The organism is Pseudaquabacterium terrae (assembly GCF_013266755.1).
GTDB classification, from domain to species: domain Bacteria; phylum Pseudomonadota; class Gammaproteobacteria; order Burkholderiales; family Burkholderiaceae_C; genus Pseudaquabacterium; species Pseudaquabacterium terrae.
The window spans coordinates 337,870-359,229 of sequence record NZ_JABRWJ010000009.1 but is presented as its reverse complement, the minus strand read 5'-3'; the positions used below and the strand labels follow the sequence as shown (position 1 = coordinate 359,229).

15 protein-coding genes are annotated in these 21,360 nt (G+C 70.3%); 6 read left to right on the top strand and 9 right to left on the bottom strand.

Going from position 1 to position 21,360, the window contains the following annotated elements:
• Nucleotides 1-27 precede the first annotated feature (27 nt).
• Entirely contained in the window at nucleotides 28-1,695 is a 1,668-nt protein-coding gene (locus tag HLB44_RS28365; RefSeq protein ID WP_173131002.1) for a hypothetical protein, read from the top strand.
• A gap of 45 nt (nucleotides 1,696-1,740) precedes the next feature.
• On the opposite strand, the gene HLB44_RS28360 is transcribed toward HLB44_RS28365, so the two are convergent.
• The 4 genes from HLB44_RS28360 to HLB44_RS28345 form a co-directional block, all read right to left on the bottom strand.
• A complete protein-coding gene (locus HLB44_RS28360) occupies nucleotides 1,741-4,014 on the bottom strand; it encodes a TonB-dependent receptor (RefSeq protein WP_246312508.1) in 2,274 nt (757 codons plus the stop codon).
• A 169-nt stretch (nucleotides 4,015-4,183) separates the two neighbouring features.
• On the bottom strand, nucleotides 4,184-5,161 hold the full coding sequence (locus HLB44_RS28355; RefSeq protein WP_173130996.1) for a GMP reductase: 978 nt from the start codon (nucleotides 5,159-5,161) through the stop codon (nucleotides 4,184-4,186).
• A gap of 157 nt (nucleotides 5,162-5,318) precedes the next feature.
• Nucleotides 5,319-6,389 carry a patatin-like phospholipase family protein gene (locus HLB44_RS28350; protein WP_173130993.1) on the bottom strand — a complete coding sequence of 357 codons (1,071 nt, stop codon included), beginning with the start codon at nucleotides 6,387-6,389 and terminating at the stop codon, nucleotides 5,319-5,321.
• 20 nt (nucleotides 6,390-6,409) lie between these two features.
• Nucleotides 6,410-7,069, bottom strand: coding sequence for a hypothetical protein (locus HLB44_RS28345; RefSeq protein ID WP_173130990.1), 660 nt, complete (start codon nucleotides 7,067-7,069; stop codon nucleotides 6,410-6,412).
• Here HLB44_RS28345 and HLB44_RS28340 point away from each other — a divergent pair.
• Nucleotides 7,064-9,469 (top strand): UvrD-helicase domain-containing protein, encoded by a 2,406-nt coding sequence (locus tag HLB44_RS28340; protein WP_173130987.1) that lies wholly within the window; start codon nucleotides 7,064-7,066, stop codon nucleotides 9,467-9,469. The two genes, HLB44_RS28345 and HLB44_RS28340, sit on opposite strands and share 6 nt — an antisense overlap.
• 9 nt (nucleotides 9,470-9,478) lie before the next feature.
• Here HLB44_RS28340 and HLB44_RS28335 read toward each other — a convergent pair whose 3' ends face one another.
• Together HLB44_RS28335 and HLB44_RS28330 are read right to left on the bottom strand one after the other, a co-directional pair.
• The gene (locus tag HLB44_RS28335; protein ID WP_173130984.1) at nucleotides 9,479-10,291 is read right to left on the bottom strand and encodes a BPSS1780 family membrane protein; all 813 of its coding nucleotides are present in this window, start codon (nucleotides 10,289-10,291) and stop codon (nucleotides 9,479-9,481) included.
• Between the two features lie 6 nt (nucleotides 10,292-10,297).
• Nucleotides 10,298-11,266 carry a homoserine kinase gene (locus HLB44_RS28330; RefSeq protein ID WP_173130981.1) on the bottom strand — a complete coding sequence of 323 codons (969 nt, stop codon included), beginning with the start codon at nucleotides 11,264-11,266 and terminating at the stop codon, nucleotides 10,298-10,300.
• Between the two features lie 144 nt (nucleotides 11,267-11,410).
• On the opposite strand from HLB44_RS28330, the gene polA reads away from it, so the two are divergent.
• Nucleotides 11,411-14,206, top strand: a complete 2,796-nt coding sequence (gene polA / locus HLB44_RS28325; RefSeq protein ID WP_173130978.1) for a DNA polymerase I — start codon at nucleotides 11,411-11,413, stop codon at nucleotides 14,204-14,206.
• Nucleotides 14,207-14,210: 4 nt separating this feature from the next.
• On the opposite strand, the gene HLB44_RS28320 is transcribed toward polA, so the two are convergent.
• Together HLB44_RS28320 and HLB44_RS28315 are read right to left on the bottom strand one after the other, a co-directional pair.
• The gene (locus HLB44_RS28320; protein ID WP_173130976.1) at nucleotides 14,211-14,564 is read right to left on the bottom strand and encodes an EF-hand domain-containing protein; all 354 of its coding nucleotides are present in this window, start codon (nucleotides 14,562-14,564) and stop codon (nucleotides 14,211-14,213) included.
• The gene (locus HLB44_RS28315; RefSeq protein ID WP_173130973.1) at nucleotides 14,561-16,144 is read right to left on the bottom strand and encodes a S10 family serine carboxypeptidase-like protein; all 1,584 of its coding nucleotides are present in this window, start codon (nucleotides 16,142-16,144) and stop codon (nucleotides 14,561-14,563) included. Before HLB44_RS28315 ends, HLB44_RS28320 begins: the two co-directional genes overlap by 4 nt.
• Nucleotides 16,145-16,277: 133 nt before the next feature.
• Between HLB44_RS28315 and ppk1 the strand changes: the two genes are divergently transcribed.
• A complete protein-coding gene (gene ppk1, locus HLB44_RS28310; RefSeq protein ID WP_246312507.1) occupies nucleotides 16,278-18,365 on the top strand; it encodes a polyphosphate kinase 1 in 2,088 nt (695 codons plus the stop codon).
• Between the two features lie 10 nt (nucleotides 18,366-18,375).
• Nucleotides 18,376-18,849, top strand: a complete 474-nt coding sequence (gene sixA, locus HLB44_RS28305) for a phosphohistidine phosphatase SixA (protein WP_173130969.1) — start codon at nucleotides 18,376-18,378, stop codon at nucleotides 18,847-18,849.
• On the opposite strand, the gene ppx is transcribed toward sixA, so the two are convergent.
• Nucleotides 18,850-20,364: an exopolyphosphatase gene (gene ppx / locus HLB44_RS28300; RefSeq protein ID WP_173130966.1), complete on the bottom strand. Its 1,515-nt coding sequence runs from the start codon at nucleotides 20,362-20,364 to the stop codon at nucleotides 18,850-18,852. It lies immediately after the preceding gene.
• Between the two features lie 94 nt (nucleotides 20,365-20,458).
• Here ppx and HLB44_RS28295 point away from each other — a divergent pair, with 94 nt between their 5' ends.
• Nucleotides 20,459-21,334, top strand: a complete 876-nt coding sequence (locus tag HLB44_RS28295) for a dienelactone hydrolase family protein (protein WP_173130963.1) — start codon at nucleotides 20,459-20,461, stop codon at nucleotides 21,332-21,334.
• Nucleotides 21,335-21,360: the final 26 nt, after the last annotated feature.

Below are 21,360 nucleotides of genomic sequence, written 5' to 3'. Positions count from 1 at the left end.
GGCCGCGATGGGGAGCAACGAGCGGCGGTGCGCACGCGCCAGGCCACGCAGCCCGCCGCGGCGGCCGCGTCGCCGGCGCCGACGCCGACCGCGCTGTTCGACTGGGCCGAGCTGACCTATCCCGAGCTGTTTCCGACGCACGAGGCCGATCGGGTGCTGGGCGCGTACACCTACCGTTATTACCCGGGGCAGCAGAACCATGTCGCGGTGGCCGGCACGCAGGTCTTCGTGCAGGGCACGGTGAGCGGCGGCGGCCTGCTGTACGTCGGCGAGATCGATTCCTTCGCCTGTCTGGTGAATCCGAACGGTTGCACGCCGGCGGCGCGCTCGTGCGCCGCAGTGGCGTCGTGGACCGTCGGCGCCAACACCTGCACGCCGAACGCGCAGCAGATCGGCGATGTCGCCTCGGGCGCCTCGGTGGCCTACAGCGACGCGACCGGCCCGACCCGCGGCAGCGCGAGCTACACCTGCAACGACGGCACGCTGGCGCCGAAGGGCAACCCGGTGTGCGAGCCGGCGGAGGCGCTGGCCTGCAACACCGCGGGCCTGAGCTGGACCGTCGCCGGCACCAACTGCGTGGTCAATGCCGGTGAGCCGGCGCAGGTGCCCAGCGCTGCGGCCCATGTCTTCAAGGCCTCGGCGCAAGCGGTCGGCAGCGCGCGCTACGGCTGCGCCAATGGCGTGCTGGCGCTGCTCGGCACGGCGAGTTGCGTGCCGCCGCCGCCGGTGGTCTGCCGGCCCGAGAACGTCACCTGGACGGCCGGCGGCAGCGTCTGTGCCGCCGACAGCGTGCCGGCGCAGATCGGAGACGGCGGCAGCTTCACCTTCAGCGATGCGACCGGCACGGCGACCGGCAGCGCCACTTTCACCTGCAGCGCCGGCACGCTGGTGCGCAACAACGGCGCGGTCTGCGAGCCGGTGACGCACCTGGTCGACAGCTTCGGCGGTGACGGCGGCGCGGCCGATGGCGGCGCCTCCGGCGACGGCACCGCCGGCGACGGCGCGCCGATCGTCGGCGCGCTGGTGCAGGTGGCCGATCGCAACGGCAGGCGCACCAGCGCGACCACCGATGGCCAGGGTTACTTCCGCGTCAAGTTGACCGGCTTCGTGCCGCCGCTCCTGGTGCGGGTGACGCGACCCGACGGCATCGTGCGCCATTCGATCAGCATCCAACCGCTCAAGCCCAACGGCTACATCTTCATCGCCGTCACCGGGCTGACCGACCGCATCGCCTCCGAAGTGGCCAACGCCGCGGGCTTTCCCGGCGCGGCCGGCCTGACGCCGGCGCTGATCGAGGCCCATCCGAACGCGGTGGCCGCGGCGGTCAGCGCGATCCGCAACAACGCGGTGATCCGGCAGGCGCTGATCGACGCCGGCCTCGACCCGGCGAGCTTCGATCCGCTGGCGACGCCGTTCCGCGCCAACGGCTCCGGCCACGACCGCGTGCTCGACCGCATCGTCGTCACCACCGATGCCAGCGGCTCGACCCTGATCAACCGCGCCGACTGCGACGCGCCGAAGTCCTGGGCCGTCGCCGGCGTTGTCTGCACGCCCGACACCGGCGAGGAAACCGTGGTGCCGAACGGCGGCACGATCGTGCACCGCGACACCATCGCCCCGGGCACCGGCGGCGTCGGCTGGGCCTGCCTGAAAGGGGTGCTGCAGCCACCGCTGCAGCCCAGTTGCCGCCGCTAGGGCCCTGCGGCCGGGCCGCAGGGCGGGCTACGGGCTAACGCCCGATCAGAACGACATCTTGAACTGCGCACCCCAGGTGCGCGGATCGTTGATGAAGCCGGTCAGGTTGTTGAAGTCGATGCCGCCGACCGCACGCACCTGGTCGGTGATGTTGCGGCCGAACACCGCGGCCTCGTACTTGCCATTGCCCCAGATGTAGCCGATGCGCAGCCCGCCCTCGGTCAGCGGCTTGCCGGTGAACTCGACCGCTTCGTAGAGGAAGAAGTTGATCTTCGAGCGGTACGACCAGTCGGTGTAGACGTACCACTCGCCGTTGCCCGTCGGCATCGCGAAGCGGGCGTTCAGGTTGACCACCGTCTTCGGCGCCTGCGGCAGCGGGTTGCCGTCGATCGCTACCGTCGGAGAAAACTTGCCCTCGTCGGGCTTTGCAAGGGCAATGATCGGGTCTCGGATTGTGCAACCGGAGCCGCAGGCATCGACGAACAGATTCTTGTCGCGGATCCTCGTGTCGTTGTAGCTGGCGCTCAAGCCCAGCAGTAGGTTGTCCGTGGCTAGCAGCTTGAAATCGAGCTCGACGCCCTTGCCGATCGTCTTCTCGACATTGACCAGCTGGTTGAAGTTGGCGGCGCCACCGACCGCGGTCACTTGCTGGTCCTTGATCGTGTAGTGGAACAGGCCGGCCGAGATGCGCGCACGGCCGCCAAGGAAATCGCTCTTGACGCCGAATTCATACGACGTGACCTTCTCGGAGTCGGCCACCGAAACCCACTTCTCGGCCGGGGCGTTTCCTGGTGGGAACAGAAGCCTGCCCTGGATCGAGGGCGCGCGGAAGCCCGTGGCGACCCGACCGTATAGATTGGTCGTCTTGTCTAGTGCGTAGGTGGCGCTCAGGTCGCCGCTCACATTGGAGGCGCTGGTCTCCTTGGTCAGGCGACCGGTGAACTCCGGTGTAAACGGCGGTGCCTGAAAGCGTTCGGCCACGAAGTCCTTCTTGTCCTTCGTGTAGCGCAGGCCGCCGCGCAGCTCGAGAGCATCGCTTACCTTGAAGTTCACCGAGCCGAACACCGCCCAGGCGCGGTTCTCCTGGTTCTGCGTCGCGTAGCCGTTCTGCGCATTGCCGCCGATCGACGAGTAGTTGAAGCTGTCGATGCGGATCTCTTCGTCGAACAGGTAGACGCCGCCCTGCCACTTCAGCGGGCCGCTGGCGTTCGACTCGACGCGGAACTCCTGCGACAGCTGGCGATGCTTCGGCAGCCCGTCGGCCGACTCGGCATCGAAGGGGATGAAGCCCGGGCCGGAGGACGGCAGGAAGAAGGCGCCGAAGCCGCCGTCGATGTCGCCGCGGCTGTAGACCTCGACATGCTCGTAGCCGGTGATCGAGTGCAGCGTCACTGCGCCCAAGTTCCAGCGCAGCCGCAGGCTGGCGCCGTCGCTCGTCAGGTCCTGCTCGTTCTTGCCGTCGTGCGAAACCTTCTTCGGATCGAAGCCGTCGACGAAGTCATTGGTGCCGGGCTTGAAGATGTTGGCGCGGAAGACACGCGCGGTGCCGTCGAGCTTGCGGCCGTGCACGTTGAACAGGGCGCTGAAATCCTTCGACGGCTGGTACAGGAACTGCACGCGGCCGGCGGTGTCGTCGTAACCCTCCATCTCCTTGGTCGGGCCGGCGGCGTAGGTGTTCTTGACCCAGTCGTCGCGGTGCTGCGATTGCAGCGAGATGCGCGCGGCCAGCACGTCGGACAGCGGGATGTTGAACGCGCCTTCGGCATTGACGCTGCTGAAGGTGCCCGCGCCGATCGAGAAATAGCCCTCGGTCTTCTTCAGCACCGGCTTGACCGACTCGAACTTGACCACGCCGGCGGTGGTGTTGCGGCCGAAGAGGGTGCCCTGCGGGCCGCGCAGCACTTCGATCTGCGCGATGTCGAAGATCGGGAAGCCCTTCAGGATCGGGTTCTCCTGCACCACCTCGTCGAACACCAGCGAGACCGGCTGCGAGGCGTTCAGGTCGAAATCGGTGTTGCCGAGGCCGCGGATGTAGAAGCGCGGGAAGGCGCGGCCGAACGAGGATTCGATGTTCAGGCTCGGCACGCGGCCGGCGAGCTGGCGGATGTCCTGGCCGCTGGAATTGAGCACATCGAGCGCTTCGCCGCTGAGCGTGGAGATCGAGCTCGGCACGTCGCGGATGTTCTCGACGCGGCGCTCGGCGGTCACCGTCACGACTTGCAGCTGCTGCTGCGCGAAGGCCGGGGCGGCGAGCGCGAGGGCTGCGGCCAGGGCCAGCGGGTGGACGATGAAACTGCGCCGGGCGGAGGGGACGGGCATGGTGGGCATTCCTCGGGTGAGCGTGAAGTCGCCGGGGAATGCAAGCGGCGTGCCGATCGATCCCATCGATCGCACGCCGCTGATACCGCCCCCGCGTGACAGGAGCGTTTCATTCTGCAATGTCAGGCGCGGGGCATGATGACCATGCCGCGCGCCTGTTGCTTCGCCGTCACATGAACAGGTGCTCGCCCGCGTTTTCGCCGCCCAGGACCACGTAGTTGACCTTGCGCAGGTCGGCCAGCGTGCGGCCGCCGGCGTACGAGATGGAGCTCTGCAGGTCCTCTCGCATCTCGCGCAGCGTGTCGTCGAGGCGGCCCTTGACGGGTTCCAGGATGCGCTTGCCTTCGACGTGCTTGTACTCGCCCTTGTTGAAGTCGCTGGCCGAGCCGTAGTACTCCTTGAACAGCTTGCCGTCGACCTCGACCGTCTGCCCGGGCGATTCCTCGTGGCCGGCGAACAGCGAGCCGACCATCACCATCGCGGCGCCGAAGCGCACGCTCTTGGCGATGTCGCCGTGGTGGCGGATGCCGCCGTCGGCAATGATCGGCTTGGTCGCGACACGTGCGCACCACTTCAGCGCGGAGAGTTGCCATCCGCCGGTGCCGAAGCCGGTCTTCAGCCGCGTGATGCAGACCTTGCCCGGGCCGATGCCGACCTTGGTCGCGTCGGCGCCCCAGTTCTCGAGGTCGATCACGCCCTCGGGCGTGCCGACGTTGCCGGCGATCACGAAGGTGCGCGGCAGCTTGTCCTTGATGTGCTCGATCGTGCGCTTGACGCTGTCGGCATGGCCGTGCGCGATGTCGATCGTGATGTAGTCGGCGCCGACCCCTTCGGCCGCCAGCCGGTCGATCACCGCGATGTCCGCCGGCTTGACGCCCGAGCTCAGCGACACGAACAGGCCCTTGTCGCGCATCTGCTTCGCATAGGCCACGTTGTCGAGGTCGAAGCGGTGCATCACGTAGAAGTGGCCGCCGCGGGCCAGCGACTCGGTGATCGATTCGTCGACCACCGTCTTCATGTTGGCCGGCACCACCGGCAGCTTGAAGCGGCGGCCGCCGAATTCGACCGAGGTGTCGCACTCGGCGCGGCTGTCGACGCGGCATTTGCGCGGCAGCAGCAGGATGTTGTCGTAGTCGAAGATTTCCATTCGCGGGTCTCGTCAGTTGACGCGGCGTTGGTGCAGTGCCGGCGTTGGGCTGCGAGCGCTTGACCTGGCGTCCCGGTTCGGTCCGCGAAGGCCGCCAGGCGTGGGCGGTGCGGACAAAAGAAAACCGGGCGCCAGAATTTGGGCCCGGTGGCTGATTCTACGCGGCAGGCATGGCCCTGGGCGGGGTGGGTGCGTGATGGCCGAAGAGGGCGCCCAGGTCGGCACTGCTGTGCCGCCCAACCGACGGGCCGTGCTGCAGCAGCCAGGCCAGCGCCCGTGCGCGGCCGGCGTCGCGCAGGTGCTCGAGGAAGGGCCGGTGCGCGATCAGCCGGCTGTCGGGCGACAGCGGGGCCAGCGTCTCGTGGCCGTCGATCAGGTGCCAGCGCAGCCGTGCCAGCCGTGACTCGGTGCGGCTGCGCCACCAGTGCCGGCGCGCCGCGGCACGCGCCCGCGTGATCGCCTGCATCTCGCGCAGGAAGGTGGCGTTGAAGCCGATGTCCATCGCTCGCTGCTGGATCTCGGCCGGCGTCGTCGGCAGCGGCCCCAGCTGCCACGGGCTCAGCATCACGATCAGCAGGTCGCTCGCCGCGCCGTCGCCGAGCAGCGGAAAGATGGCCGGGTTCGCGCTGTAGCCGCCGTCCCAGTACGGCTCGCCGTCGATCATCACCGCCTGCTGCAGCATCGGCAGGCAGGCCGAGGCCAGCACGCCGTCGATCGTCAACTCGCTGCGGCGGAAGAGCCGCAGCCGGCCGCTCTGTGCATGGGTCGCGGCGATGTGCAACTGCGGCCCCGGCGACCGGCGCAGGCGCTCGAAATCGACCTGCGCATCGAGCAGGCTGCGCAGCGGATCGGGCTCGATCGTCAGGCGCTGATAGGGCGAGCGCAGGCGCGACCATTGCAGCCACCAGCGCGCGGCGGGCGTCAGCGCCGTCTCGCTGCCGCCGCCCTGCGTCAGCCATTCGAAGGGCAGCTGCGTGCCGACGGCGTGCCAGAAGCGCGCCAGCGCGGCGCGTGCGCCCTCCGCACCGCCGTCGAGCAGGCCGTGCGCCAGCACCACCGCGTTCATTGCACCGGCGCTGGTGCCGCTGATCGCCTCGATCGGATGCTCGTCGAAACGTTCGAGCAGCGCATCGAGCACGCCCCAGGTGAAGGCGCCGTGCGCGCCGCCGCCTTGCAGCGCGAGCGCGAGGCTCGGCGGGCGTCGCAGCAGGGCGGGCAGCCAGCGCATCGTGGTCAGCCCGCGCGCGCTCAACGCGACGGGCAGCGGTCGCTGGCGATCGCCAGCAGCCGGCCGTCGGGCGCTTCGATCCAGCCGCGCGCCTGCAGCCGCGTGGGCTGCGCGCTCTCCGGCCAGCGCAGCGCGCGCAGGTGCGAGAGCGGCCGCTTCGCGCTGTCCAGCGGCAGCGGCCCGGCCACCTGGCGAACCAGCTGACGCTCGATCGCGGAGCCTTCGCTGCCGGCGGGCAGCAGCTCGACCAGTGCCAGCCAGCCGCTGCTGCCGGGCGGCACGCGGCCGCTGAGCTCGAGCTGCAATCCGAAGTAGCCGTTCCAGGCCGGGCCGGACAGCACGCGCAGCTTCGGCACCGCGGAGGGCAGCGCGCTGCGCAGCGTCAGCATCTGCGCGGCCACCGGCGAGGGGCCACCGGCGCGCAGGGCGCGCTCCTGTGCCTCCGGCGGCGCGGCGGTGGCCAGCGCCGCCTCGCTGCCGGCCGGCGTCGGCGTGATCCAGTCGAACAGCCAGCCGGCGGCCGGCGCGGCGGCGCTGCCGGCCGCGGCCCAGCAATCGGCGCAGTCGGCGGAGATGAAACGTTCGGTGACGGGGGCGCCGGCGCGTGGGCAGTCGCTCGCCGCGGCCTGGGCGGTGGCGCCGAGCAGACAAAGCCCGGCTCCTAAAATCCATGGATGCATGACCAGCATTCTGACCGCGCGCTCGTCGACCTTCCCGGCACCGGGACGCTGCTGCGCAACCTGAACCCCGAGCAGTACGCGGCGGTGACGCTGGGTCCGGAGCCGTCGCTGATCCTGGCCGGCGCAGGATCCGGCAAGACGCGGGTGCTGACGACGCGCATCGCGTGGCTCTTGTCGACGGGCCAGGTCTCGCCGGGCGGGCTGCTGGCGGTGACCTTCACCAACAAGGCGGCGAAGGAGATGCTGACGCGCCTGTCCGCCATGCTGCCGATCGCTGTGCGCGGCATGTGGATCGGCACCTTCCACGGCCTGTGCAACCGTTTCCTGCGCGCGCACTGGAAGCTCGCCGGCCTGCCGCAGTCGTTCCAGATCCTCGATTCGGGCGACCAGCTGTCGGCGGTCAAGCGCGTGATCAAGGCGATGGGCCTGGACGAGCAGCGTTTCGTGCCGAAGCAGGTGACCTGGTTCATCGCAGGTTCGAAGGAAGACGGCCAACGTCCGAAGGACGTGGAGGCGCGGGATCCGCAGACGCGCAAGATGATCGAGATCTACGAGGCCTACGAGGCGCAGTGCCAGCGCGAAGGCGTGGTCGACTTCGCCGAGCTGATGCTGCGCACCTACGAGCTGATGCGCGACAACGCCAGCCTGCGCGAGCACTACCAGCGGCGCTTCCGCCACGTGCTGGTCGACGAGTTCCAGGACACCAACCGGCTGCAGTACCGTTGGCTGAAAGTGTTCGCGCCGCCGCAGGCGCCGGACGGTGCCGGCCCGCAGGGCGTGTTCGCGGTCGGCGACGATGACCAGAGCATCTACGCCTTCCGCGGTGCGCAGGTCGGCAACATGGCCGACTTCGAGCGCGAATACCACGTCAGGCAGGTGATCAAGCTCGAGCGCAACTACCGCTCGTTCGGCAACATCCTCGACAGCGCGAATGCCTTGATCGCGCACAACGCGCATCGGCTGGGCAAGAACCTGCGCACCGAGGCGGGGCCGGGTGAGCTGGTGCGCATCGGTGAACATCCGAGCGACTATGCCGAGGCCCAGTGGCTGCTCGATGAAGCGCAGGCCCTGCACCGCAGTGGCGTGGCGCGCAGCGAGATTGCGTTGCTCTACCGCAGCAATGCGCAAAGCCGGGTGCTTGAGAGTGCGCTGTTCAATGCCGGCATCCCGTACCGCGTGTACGGCGGCCTGCGCTTCTTCGAGCGCGCCGAAGTCAAGCACGCGCTGGCCTACCTCCGGCTGATCGAGAACCCGCACGACGACACCTCGTACCTGCGCGTCGTCAACTTCCCGGCGCGCGGCATCGGCGCGCGCACCATCGAGCTGCTGCAGGACGCGGCGAAGGTCGGCACGCAAAGTCTGTACCAGAGCGTCGGTGCGGTTGCCGGCAAGGGCGGCAACAACCTGGCCGCCTTCAACGCGCTGATCGACGGCCTGCGTGAACGCACCCGCGGCCTGACCCTGCGCGAGATCATCGGCCAGGTGCTCGCCGCGTCGGGGCTGGTCGACTTCTACCGCACCGAGAAGGAAGGCGCCGAGCGCATCGAGAACCTGGAAGAGCTGGTCAATGCCGCGGAGTCCTTCGTCACGCAGGAAGGCTTCGGCAAGGATGCGGTCGCGCTGCCGGTCGACGAGACCTCGCCCGGTGCGATCGCCGGCAGCCCGGTGGGCGCAGCGGCGGACATTCCGGCGCCGGATGCCGAGACCGGCGAGATCCAGTCGCCGCTGGCCGCGTTCCTGACGCATGCCGCGCTCGAAGCCGGCGACAACCAGGCGCAGGCCGGGCAGGACGCGCTGCAGCTGATGACCGTGCATTCGGCCAAGGGGCTGGAGTTCGATTGCGTCTTCATCACCGGGCTCGAAGAAGGCCTGTTCCCGCACGAGAACTCGCTGTCCGACGGCGACGGGCTGGAGGAGGAGCGCCGGCTGATGTACGTCGCGATCACGCGTGCGCGCCAGCGCCTGTACCTGAGCTTCAGCCAGACGCGGATGCTGCACGGGCAGACGCGCTACAACGTCAAGAGCCGCTTCATCCAGGAGCTGCCCGAGGGCGCGCTGAAGTGGCTGACGCCGAAGCACCAGGGCTTCGGCTCGGGTTATGCACGCGAATACCAGAGCGCCTGGTCACGCGGCTCGGGGCTCGGCTCGGTGGTCGGCATGGGCCGTGTCGAGGGCCGGCCGACCTATGCGGCGCCACCGCCGCCGCCGATGCTGCAGAAGGCGCGCGAAGCCGAACATGGCTTGCGCATCGGGCAGACCGTCTTCCACAACAAGTTCGGCGAAGGCGTGATCGTGACGCTCGAAGGCAGCGGCAGCGATGCACGCGCGCAGGTCAACTTCGGCCGCCATGGCGCGAAGTGGCTGGCACTGGGCATCGCGAAGCTGACGCCCGTCGATTGAAGGCGGCGCCTACGCTGCCGGCGGGTCGAGCTCGAAGCTGTCGTCGAACATGAACCACAGCGAGACGTAGAACGCCGCGCTCAGGGCCACGAAGACCATCGCGCCGAAGGCCAGCGCGAACGCCGGGTTGCCGAGCGCGGCCGTCAGCAGCCCGACGAGCACGCCGCCGAACAGGCTGGCGGCCACCACGCAGCCCAGCCAGCCGAGGCCGTAGACCAGGAAGGCGCCCTTGCTGCGCCACAGCGCCAGCGTGCTGGAGAACAGCGCCTGGCCGGCCGACTGGCCGCCCCAGTGCACCAGCGCGAGCGCATGCCAGAACGGCACCGACAACAATGCCAGCAGCGCGCTGAGGGTGTGCGCGAGGCGCGTCACGACCGGGTTGTTCAGCACGGCCATGAAGTCCTGGGCCGTGCGGTCGGCCTTGGCCAGCGGCTTCATCGCCTCGATCAGCTCCGTCCCGCCGGCCCAGACGGCGAACTCGACGAACAACATCACCGCGATGCCGAAGCCCAGGCACAGCAGCAGCATCGCGCGCCGCGCCTTCGGCGGCTCGCGCCGCAGCGCGAACAGGTGCAGCAGCCGCACCGGCTGGCCGGCGAGCGCGTCGCGCGTGGCCAGCATGAAGGCCAGCGACAGCAGCGGCACCGTCGCCACCGACAGCAGCGAGCCGATCCACGGCACCCAGCCGATCACGCTGGCAGCCACCAGGTAGCCGAGGAACAGCACGCAAAAGGCGAGCGGCTGGCGGAAGAAGGTGGTCAGCCCGTTGCGCAGCCAGTGGCTGCCGCGCGGCGGGGCGACTACGCGGAGTCGGAGGCCCATGCGTGCTCAGCGGGGGGGGTGCCAGGGCGCGACGATGCGCTCGCGCAAGACCCGCTCGAAGTGTTGCGGGTCCTTCGGATTCAGCAGCGCGGCTTCGCGCGGCAGGTGCCAGTCGGCCAGCCGCGAGAGCCAGAAGCGCAGCGCGGCGGCGCGCAGCAGGCCGGGCAGCAGGCGCAGCTCGGCGCTCGTCAATGGCCGCTCCAATTCGTAGGCATCGATCAGCGCCAGCGCGCGCGGCTCGTCGAGCCGGCCGCTGTCGGCATCGATGCACCAGTCGTTCAGGCACACCGCGAGGTCGTAGCCGAAGCTGTCGCTGCCGGCGAAATAGAAGTCGTAGGCGCCGGTCAGCTTCTCGTGGCCGGGCAGGCCGTCGAACAGCACGTTGTCGCGGAACAGGTCGGCATGCACCGCGCCGTGCGGCAGGCTGCGGTAGGCCGGCGCCGCGGCCAGCTGCTGCTGGAAGATCAGCTCTTCTTCGAGCAGCGCGCGCTGCGGCTCGGCCAGGTGCGGCAGCAGCAGCGGCGTGGTCTGCTGCCACCAGGCCAGGCCACGCAGGTTCGGCTGCTCGAGCGGGAAATCGGCGACGGCCAGGTGCAAACGCGCCAGCAGGTGGCCGAGCTGCGCGCAGTGGTGCTGGTCGGGCGCGAGCTGGTGCTCGCCCGGCAGCGCATTGACCAGCGCCGCCGGCTTGCCGGCGACGCGGTGCAGGATCTCGCCCGTGGCATCGGCGCGCGGCTCGGGCACCGGCAGGCCGCGGCGCGCCAGGTGCTGCATCAGGCGCAGGTAGTAGGGCAGTTGCTCGAACGACAACCGCTCGAACAGCGTCAGCACCCAGCGGCCCTGGTCGGTGTCGATGAAGAAGTTCGAGTTCTCGATGCCGCTGGCGATGCCTTCGATCGACTGGAGCGTGCCGGCGCCGAGGCGCGCGGCCAGCGCGGCCGCTTCTTCGCGGCCGACCTGCGTGAATACCGCCATGGAAATCTCTAGGGTTGCGTGACGGAACGCGGGTGGGGGCGCCGGAACATCCGCGGGATTCTACGCAGGGGCCTGCGCCGGGCGCATCGCAGTGCCGCGCAGCGCCGCCGGGGGACCGCCGAGGGCCGACGCACAATCGCCCGCATGAGTGATTCCCCGACTGCCACCGAGCCGACGCTGCTGCTCGTCGACGGCTCCAGCTACCTGTACCGCGCCTACCACGCGCTGCCCGATCTGCGCAGCCCCGACGGCTTTCCGACCGGGGCGATCCACGGCTTCATCGCGATGCTGAAGAAGCTGCGCGAGGACGTCGGCGCCGGCCATGCCGTGTGCGTGTTCGACGCGCCCGGCCCGACCTTCCGCGACGACTGGTACGACCAGTACAAGGCCAACCGCTCGCCGATGCCCGACGACCTGCGGCTGCAGATCGCGCCGATCCACGAGGCGGTCAAGCTGCTCGGCTGGCCGGTGCTCGAGGTGCCCGGCATCGAGGCCGACGATGCGATCGGCACGTTGGCCTGCGTCGGCGCCAGCCAGGGCCACAAGGTGCTGATCTCGACCGGCGACAAGGACCTCGCGCAGCTGGTCACCGACCGGATCACGCTGATCAACACGATGAGCAACGAGCGCCTCGATGTCGAGGGCGTGAAGGCGAAGTTCGGCGTGCCCCCGGACCGCATCGTCGACTACCTGACGCTGATCGGCGACGCGGTGGACAACATTCCGGGCGTCGACAAGGTCGGGCCGAAGACGGCGGCGAAGTGGATCGCCGAGCACGGCTCGCTGGCCGGCGTGATGGCCGCGGCCGACAGCATCAAGGGCGTCGCCGGCGAGAACCTGCGCAAGGCGCTCGACTGGCTGCCGCAGGGCAAGCGCCTGGTCACCGTGGTCACCGACTGCGAGCTTGCGAACCACATCGCCGGCTGGCCGGCGATCGAGAACCTGTCGCTGCGCGAGGTGAACCGCGAGGCGCTGCTCGATTTCTTCGAGCGCTACGGCTTCAAGGCCTGGCGGCGCGAGCTCGAGAGCGCGCTCGGCCGCGGGTCGGCTGAAGCCGCGAAGGCAACCGTCGCGCGCTTCGACAGCGCGCCGCCGGCGGCGCCAGTGGCGCCGCCCGACCTCGGCGCCGGGCTGAAGCGCCACTACGAGACCGTGCTGACGATGCCGCGGCTCGAGCACTGGATCAGCGTGCTGCGCGGCGCCGAGCTGGCCGCGCTGGACACCGAGACCGATTCGCTCGATCCGATGGCGGCGCGCATCGTCGGCCTGTCCTTCGCCGTCACGCCGGGCGAAGCGGCCTACGTGCCGCTGGCGCACAACCATCCCGGCGCGGCCGACCAGCTGCCGATCGACGCGGTGCTGGCGGCGCTGAAACCCTGGCTCGAGGATGCGGCGGCGGGCAAGGTCGGCCAGAACACCAAGTACGACAGCCACGTGCTCGCGAACCACGGCATCACGCTGCGCGGCTGGCGCCACGACACGCTGCTCGAGAGTTACGTCTTCGAGGCCCACCTGCTGCACGGCCTGGACAAGCTGGCCGAGCGCCACCTCGGCCGCAAGGGCCTGAGCTACGAGGATGTCTGCGGCAAGGGTGCGAACCAGATCCCGTTCTCGCAGGTCGACATCGAGCGCGCCACCGAGTACAGCGGCGAGGACAGCGAGATGACCTTGCAGGTGCACCAGGTGCTGTACCCGCGCATCGCGGCCAACCCCGGCTTCCGGCGCGTCTACGAGGACATCGAGCTGCCGGTGTCCGCGCTGCTGGCGCGCATCGAACGCCACGGCGTGCTGGTCGATGGTGCGCTGCTGGGGCGCCAGAGCCGCGAGCTCGCCGAGCGCATGCTGCAGCTCGAGCAGCAGGCTTACGAGGTCGCCGGCGGGCCGTTCAACCTCGGCTCGCCCAAGCAGATCGGCGAGGTGCTGTTCAACCGCCTCGGCCTGCCGGTGCGCAAGAAGACCGCCTCGGGCGCGCCGTCGACCGACGAAGACGTGCTGCAGGAGCTGGCCGCCGACTACCCGCTGCCGGCCAAGATCCTCGAGCACCGCGGGTTGTCGAAGCTCAAGGGCACCTACACCGACAAGCTGCCGCTGATGGTCAATGCGCGCACCGGCCGCGTGCACACCACCTATGCGCAGGCGGTCGCGGTGACTGGCCGGCTGTCGAGCAACGACCCGAACCTGCAGAACATCCCCATCCGCACGCCCGAGGGCCGGCGCGTGCGCGAGGCCTTCGTCGCGCCGCCGGGGCACGTGATCGTCTCGGCCGACTACTCGCAGATCGAGCTGCGCATCATGGCCCACATCTCCGGCGACCCGGGCCTGACGCGCGCCTTCTCCGAGGGCATGGACGTGCACCGCGCGACCGCGTCGGAGGTCTTCAACGTCGCGCCGGAAGACGTCACTGGCGAGCAGCGGCGTTACGCCAAGACGATCAACTTCGGGCTGATCTACGGCATGGGCGCGTTCGGCCTGGCGCAAGCGCTGGGCATCGAGCAGAAGGCCGCACGCGCGTACATCGAGCGTTATTTCGCGCGCTTCGCCGGCGTCAAGCAGTACATGGACGAGACCAAGCGCTCGGCCGCGCAGCTCGGCTATGTCGAGACCCTGTTCGGCCGCCGCATCGAGCTGCCGGAGATCCGCGGCGGCAACGGCCCGCGCCGCGCCGGTGCCGAACGCCAGGCGATCAACGCGCCGATGCAGGGCACCGCGGCCGACCTGATCAAGCTGGCGATGCTCGCCGTGCAGGGCGCGCTCGATGCGGGCGCCAAGCAGACCGCGATGGTCATGCAGGTGCACGACGAGCTGGTGTTCGAGGTGCCCGAGGGCGAGCTGGAATGGGTGCGCGCCGAGGTGCCGAGGCTGATGGCCGGCGTCGCGGACTTGAGCGTGCCGCTATTGGCCGAAGTGGGCGTCGGCGCGAACTGGGACGAAGCCCACTGAGCCTTCAGCGCACCCGTTCGCGCTCGGCGAGGTAACGCTGCAGGTCCTCGAAGCTGATGCTGCCGCTGGCGCGCCGGTCGATCTGCTCGAAGTGCCGCGCGACGAAGCCGAGGCCGGCGCGCTCGGCCTGCGCGCGGCTGATCGCGCCGCTGCGCTGCGCATCGGCGGCGTCGAAGCGGCGCTTCAGCTTGGCCAGCGCCTGCGCGTCGAGCGCGGCGCCTTCGGCCGGCGGCTCGGCGCTGCGGAAACGCGCTTCGGGCGCGACCCACGGATCGCTGCGGCGCAGGCGCGGTTCGTCGGCGGCGAGCGCGCTGCCGGCCAGCGCGGCCAGGGCCAGTGCCAACACGCGGCGCTTCATGGCGTCGTCCTCAGGCTGCGGTAGAAGTTTCCCAGCACCTCGCGCTGCGCGCGCCGGCCGTTGTCGTCGAGGTAGGTCATGTGGCCGCCGGGAATGTGCTGCACGCTGATGGTCGGCCGGTTGCCGAAGCGGCGCAGGTCGAGCACGGTCTGGTGGAAGGGCGTCGCCAGGTCGTGGCGGCCGTTCAGCGACAGCACGCGCAGCCGCGGGTTCAGCAGCATCGCGGCGGCGAGGTCGGGCACGCCGTCGGGCAGCCCCTTGCCGTCGTGCAGCCATTGCCAGTTGTTGATCGCCGCCAGCGTGAAGCTCACGTAGGGCGACGGGTTGCGGTAGTTCAGCGTCTGCGGCAGCAGCTCGTTGATCGCATTGACGAACGGGGTCTCGATCACCGTCAGCGAAGGGTCGCCATCGCGCGCCAGCGCGCTGCCGACCGCGCCGATGATGCGCGAGTCGTAGCGACCGATCAGCTGGCCGGGCCGGAAGCGCTCGCGGTACAGGTCGGGCTGCAGGCTGAACTGCTGCTGCCAGGTCCCAACGGGCGCGCCGCTCATCGCGGCGAGCTGGCTGATCAGCGTCGTGTCCGGCTGGCCGGTGCCGGCGAGGAAGGCGGCGACGGCCGGGCCATAACGCTGGTCGGCGAAGTCCATCGAGCCGAGCACGAAGGCATCGACATCCGCCGGCGGCGGCGTGGCGGCGTTGAAATGCGCCGCCGTGGCCGCGTAACTCGGCAGGAAGCCGGCGCAGTTGACAAAGCCGGGGTCGAACACCGCGCAATTGCTGTTGTAGTCGAGGATCGACGACAGCAGCACGACGCCATCGACACCGACGCCGGCAGCTTCGAGCTCCTCGGCCAGCAGCGCCGCGCGCAGCGTGCCGTAGGACTCGCCGAAGACCACGCGCGGCGACTCGCGGCGGCCGTTGACCTCGAGCCAGCGGGCGATGAAGTCGCGGAAGACGCGTGCGTCGGCCTCGACGCCCCAGAACATGCGATTGGTCATCGGCGCGATGGCCTGCGACTGACCGGTGCCGACCGCGTCGACGAACACCAGGTCGCTGACATCGAGCAGTGTTTCGGCGTTGTCGACCAGCGCGAAGCGGTCGACGAGCTGGTTGCTCGGCATGTTGGCGGCCAGCCGCTTCGGGCCGAACGAGCCGAGGTGCAGCCACATCGACGCCGAGCCGGGGCCGCCGTTGAAGAAGAAGGTCACCGGGCGTGTCGGCAGGGCCGCGCCGTCGAGCGTGTAGGCGACGTAGAAGAACGAAGCCTGCGCTGTGCCCGTGCCGACCTGCGTGGCCGTCAGGTGGCCGGCGGTCGCGGTGTAGGCCAGCGTGCGGGTGCCGCTGGCCCAGGTGTGGCGCGTGACCGCGCGTGCTTCGCTGGGCGTGGCCAGCGAGGCGTTCGCGGCGTTCGAGTAGACCGTGCGGTCGGTGAACGTGGGTTCGGCAGGCGGGGGTGCCGGGCTGGCGCCGCCACCCCCGCCGCCGCCGCAGCCGACGAGCCCCGTGATCCCGACGATGGCGCCGAGCAGGCCGGCCCAGGCGGCCAGGCGGCGAACGGCGAGCAGCGGATCGGGCTTCATGTGCCGGGAGGGTAGCGCGGAATTCATGGCCGTGTCATGGGCGCTCGCCAGCATGCGCGTCGGGCTGTTGCGGACCGGCATGCAGTCAAACACCGTCACCGTTCTGTCGCACAACTGTCATAGATTCGCGCCGATGACTCCTGACGGCCCCTTGCAGCCGGCCCTGCCGCCGCTGCTGAACCGCGAACAAGCGATCCTCGAATTCAACCGCCGCGTGCTGGCCCAGGCCCGGCGCGAGGACGTGCCGCTGCTCGAGCGGCTGCGCTACATCACGATCGTCTCGTCGAACATGGACGAGTTCTTCGAGGTGCGCTTCGCCGATGCGATCGAGGCGCTGCGCAGCGTGCCCGGCGCCAGCCCGCAGCGCGATGCGCTGCGCTCGGTGGCCGCCGAGGCCCATGCGCTGATCGACACGCAGTACGCGCTCTTCAATGACGAGCTGATGCCCGAGCTGCAGCGCAAGGGCATCGTGATCATCAACCACGCGCAGCGCAACGAGGCGCAGCGCGCCTGGGTCGACCGCTACTTCGAGCAGCAGGTGCGGCCGCTGCTGGTGCCCGTCGGCCTGGATCCGGCGCATCCGTTCCCGCAGGTTGCCAACAAGTCGCTGAACTTCATCGTCCGCCTGGGCGGCCGCGACGCCTTCGGCCGCGCGAGCTCGATCGCCATCGTCAAGGTGCCGCGCGCGCTGCCGCGGGTGATCGCACTGCCGCGCGAGCTGTGCGCTGCGGGTGAGCAGGGCTTCGTGCTGCTGACCAGCGTGATCCGCGCGCACCTGGAAACGCTCTTCGCCGGGCGGCCGGTCGAATCGTTCTCGCAGTTCCGCGTCACGCGCGATTCGGACCTCGAGGTCGACGAGGTCGACGTCGCCAACCTGCGCCAGGCGATGCGCACCGGCCTGACGACGCGCCATTTCGGCGAGGCGATCCGGCTCGAGGTCGTCAGCACCTGCCCGGAGGCGCTGTGGCGCTTCCTGCTCGGCCAGTTCGACCTGCCGGAAGCGGCGCTCTACCGCGTCAACGGGCCGGTGAACCTGGTGCGGCTGAACCAGCTGATCGACCAGGTCGAGTCGCCCGAGCTGCGCTTCCCACCGTACGAGCCGGCCTGGCCCGAGCGCCGGCTGCCGCGCGGGCAATCGATCCTGGCGCGGCTGCGCCAGGGCGACGTGCTGCTGCACCACCCGTACGAGAGTTTCGACCCGGTGGTGCAGTTCCTGCGCGAGTCGGTGGCCGATCCGGACGTGCTGGCGATCAAGATGACGATCTACCGCACCGGCAGCCAGTCGGTGCTGATGGACCTGCTGATCGACGCCACGCGGCGCGGCAAGGACGTGACCGTCGTCGTCGAGCTGAAGGCACGCTTCGACGAGGAAGCGAACATCAACTGGGCCGAGCGGCTGGAGGCGGTGGGCGCGCAGGTGGTGTACGGCATCGTCGGCTTCAAGACCCATGCCAAGCTGCTGCTCATCACGCGCCGCGAGGCCGGCCCGCGCGGGCAGACATTGCTGCGCCGCTACGCGCACCTGTCGACCGGCAACTACAACCCGCCCACCGCGCGGCTGTACACCGACGCCGGCATCCTGACCGCCGATGCGCAGCTGACCGCCGACGCCGATGCGGTCTTCCACCAGCTCACCAGCCTGACGCGCGTGCGTTCGCAGCGCCACCTGGTGACCGCGCCCTTCCAGCTGCACCGGCGGCTGATGCAGCACCTGGCTGCGGTGGCGCAGGCGGCGGCGGCCGGGCAGCCGGCGCGGGTCGTGATCAAGGTCAATGCGCTGACCGAGCCGGCGCTGATCGGCGCGCTGATCGCCGCGGCGCAGGCCGGCGCCGAGGTCGACCTGATCGTGCGCGGCGCCTGCATGCTGCCGCCCGGCATCCCCGGCGTCACCGAGCGCGTGCGCGTGCGTTCGATCGTCGGCCGTTTCCTCGAGCACACACGGGTGCTGTACTTCCGCTGGGGCCCGACCGACGATGACGAGGTGCTGTACCTGTCGAGCGCCGACTGGATGGGCCGCAACATGTTCCGCCGCATCGAGGTGGCCTGGAGCGTGCGCGACCCCGCGCTGCGCCAGCGCGTGATCGACGAGTGCCTGGTGCCCTACCTGCACGACCGCCGCGACGCCTGGCAGCAGGCGCCCGACGGCAGCTACAACCGCATTGCCGACGACGGGCCGGGAGCACAGGCCGCGCTGATGGCGCGTTATGGGGTGATCGCGTGAGGAGTGAGCGGTGGACCTGATCCTGTGGCGCCATGCAGAGGCGCGCGAAGCGGCGGACGGCGAGTCGGACCTCGAGCGCCCGTTGACCCCGCGCGGCATCAAGCAGGCGCATCGGATGTCGGAGTGGCTGAACCGCTTCCTGCCGGAGAGCACGCGGGTACTCGTCAGCCCGGCGCTGCGCACGCGTCAGACGGCTGATGCGCTCGGCCGCAAGCAGCGCATCGTCGACGGCCTGGCGCCCGGCGCCGGCGTCAACCAGCTGCTCGAAGCGGCGCGCTGGCCGGATGCGCGCGAGCCGGTGCTGGTGATCGGCCACCAGCCGACGCTCGGCCAGGTCGCGGCCTACCTGATGGCCGGCGCCGCCGCGGTGCAGGCGCCGGCCTGGGCGGTGCGCAAGGGCGCCGTGTGGTGGTTGCGGCACCGTGACCGCGAGGATGGCGCCGAGGTCGTTCTGGTGTCGGTGCGCACGCCCGAGAAGCTGTAGTCAGGCGTCCTGCGCCAGCGCCAGCCGCGGCGATTCGAGCTTCTGCCACCCGTCGGCTTCCTCGCGCAGCAGGTGCAGCGTGCGCGGATGCGTTGCCGCCCAGGCGCCGTCGAATCCGAGCACCGCATGGCGGCCGCTGCGCGCCAGGCGCAGCGCGTCGCTGCGCACCGGCCCGCGCGCATGGCACTTGATCGCCGCCAGCCGCAGCGCCAGCACCTGCCAGGCGAACAGCTCGCCGGCCAGCTGCGCCTCGATCTTGCGCAGGCCCCCGCGCTGCCCGAGCACCAGGTCGGCGATGCGGCGCTGCTGGCTCTGCGAGAAGCCCGCGGCGTCGACATGCGACATCAGGTAGGCGCTGTGGCGATGGTGGTCGTGGTGCGAAACCATCAGCCCGATCTCGTGCAGATCGCAGGCCCAGCCGAGCTCGCGCAGCGCCTCGTCGTCGGCCTCCGGCCGCGCAGCGGCGAACAGCGTGGTGGCGATCGCGCGCACGCGCGCGGCCTGCGCCCGGTCGACGTCGAAGCGCGCCTGCAGCTCGGCGACGCTGGCGTGGCGCACGTCGCCGCCGCCGGCGCGGCTGCGCAGCGCGGCATGGCGCTCGTGCAGGTCGACGATGACTCCCTGGCGCAGCGCGCCCTTGGCCGGCTGCAGCGCTTCGATGCCGAAATGCGTGACCAGCGTGTACAGCAGCGACAGGCCGCCGGCGATGATCGGCTTGCGGTCGGCGGCCAGCGATGGCAGATCGAGCCGCTCGACATGGCCGGCGGCCAGGCATTGCGCGATGCACCAGCGCAGGCCTTCGGGCGTGATGCGGCCGTCGCTGACGCCGGCGGCGGCCAGGATCTGCGACACCGCACCGGATGTGCCCGACGAGCCGAGCGCCTCGCGCCAATGGCGCGGCGCGAAGGGCTCGAGCGCTTCTTCGAGCTCGGCGCCCGCGGCGACTTGTGCCTGCCGGAAGGCTTCTTCGGTCAGCCGTCCGTCGCCGAACCAGCGCATCGACAGGCTGACGCTGCCGACCTTGAACGACTCGGCCACGCGCGGCGTCGTGCCGCTGCCGAGGATCATCTCGGTGCTGCGCCCGCCGATGTCGATCACCAGCCGCGGATCGTCCGAGGGCTGCAGGTGCGCGACGCCGGCGTAGATCAGGCGCGCCTCTTCGCGGCCGGAAACCACCTCGATCGGGAAACCGAGCGCAGCCTCCGCGCGCACCAGGAACGCATTGCGGTTGCGCGCCTCGCGCAGCGTCTGCGTCGCGACCGCGCGCACCTGGGCCGCCTCGAAGCCTTGCAGCCGCTCGGCGAAGCGCCGCAGGCAGGCCAGGCCGCGCTGCGCGGCCTCTTCGGTCAGGTAGCCGTCGTCGTCGAGCCCGGCGCCCAGGCGCACGGTGTCCTTCAGGTAGGCGATGCGGCGGTAGCGGCCGTGCTGCAACTGGCCGATCTCGAGCCGGAAGCTGTTCGAGCCGATGTCGATGGCGGCGAGCGGAGCGCTGGCGCGCGGGGGGCGGGAAGGCATGGGGCGGGATGCTAGCGGCTACTGGCGGTTCGGCTCTCTAGAATCTCGCCTTTCGTCCGCCGTTCGCTCGGACGATGCCCACTGGAGCCCGACGATGCTGCAACAGGATCTCGACAGCCTGACCCCGACCCGCGACTTCAGCCGGCGCGACTTCGTGCGCGGTGGCGTCGGCGTCGGTTTCGCCGCCGCGGTGCTGCCGGTGACGGCGCAGACGGTGATCAAGACCGACACGCAAGGCCTGACCGTTGGCGAGGTGACGATCCCCGTCGGCGACTTCAAGATGCCGGCCTACCGCGCGCAGCCTGCGGGCAAGACCGGCGCGCCGGTGGTGCTGGTGATCAGCGAAGTCTTCGGCGTGCACGAGCACATCGCGGATGTCGCGCGGCGCTTCGCGAAGCAGGGTTACTGCGCCATCGCGCCGGAGCTCTTCGTGCGCCAGGGGGATGCCGGCTCGTACGGCGAGATCGCCAAGCTGCTGGCCGAGGTGATCAACAAGGTGCCCGACGCGCAGGTGATGGGCGATCTCGATGCGACGGTGGCCTGGGCACGCGGGCAGGGCGCCGACGTCTCGAAGCTTGCCGTCACCGGCTTCTGCTGGGGTGGGCGCATCACCTGGCTCTACAGCGCCCACAACCCGGCGGTGAAGGCCGGCGTCGCCTGGTACGGCCGGCTGGTCGGCAACGCCACGCCGCTGACGCCGGCCCATCCGGTCGACCTGGCCGCCAAGCTCAACGGGCCGGTGCTCGGTCTGTACGGCGGGCAGGACAGCGGCATTCCGCTCGACACCGTCGACAAGATGAAGACTGCGCTGGCGGCCGGCAGCGCGGCGGCCAGGCGGAGCGAGTTCGTCGTCTATCCGGACGCGCCGCATGCCTTCCATGCCGACTACCGGCCGAGCTACCGCAAGGAAACGGCCGACGACGGCTGGAAGCGCTGCCTCGCCTGGTTCAAGGCCCACGGCGTGGCCTGATCCGTGGAATGAACAGCCCCCAGCTC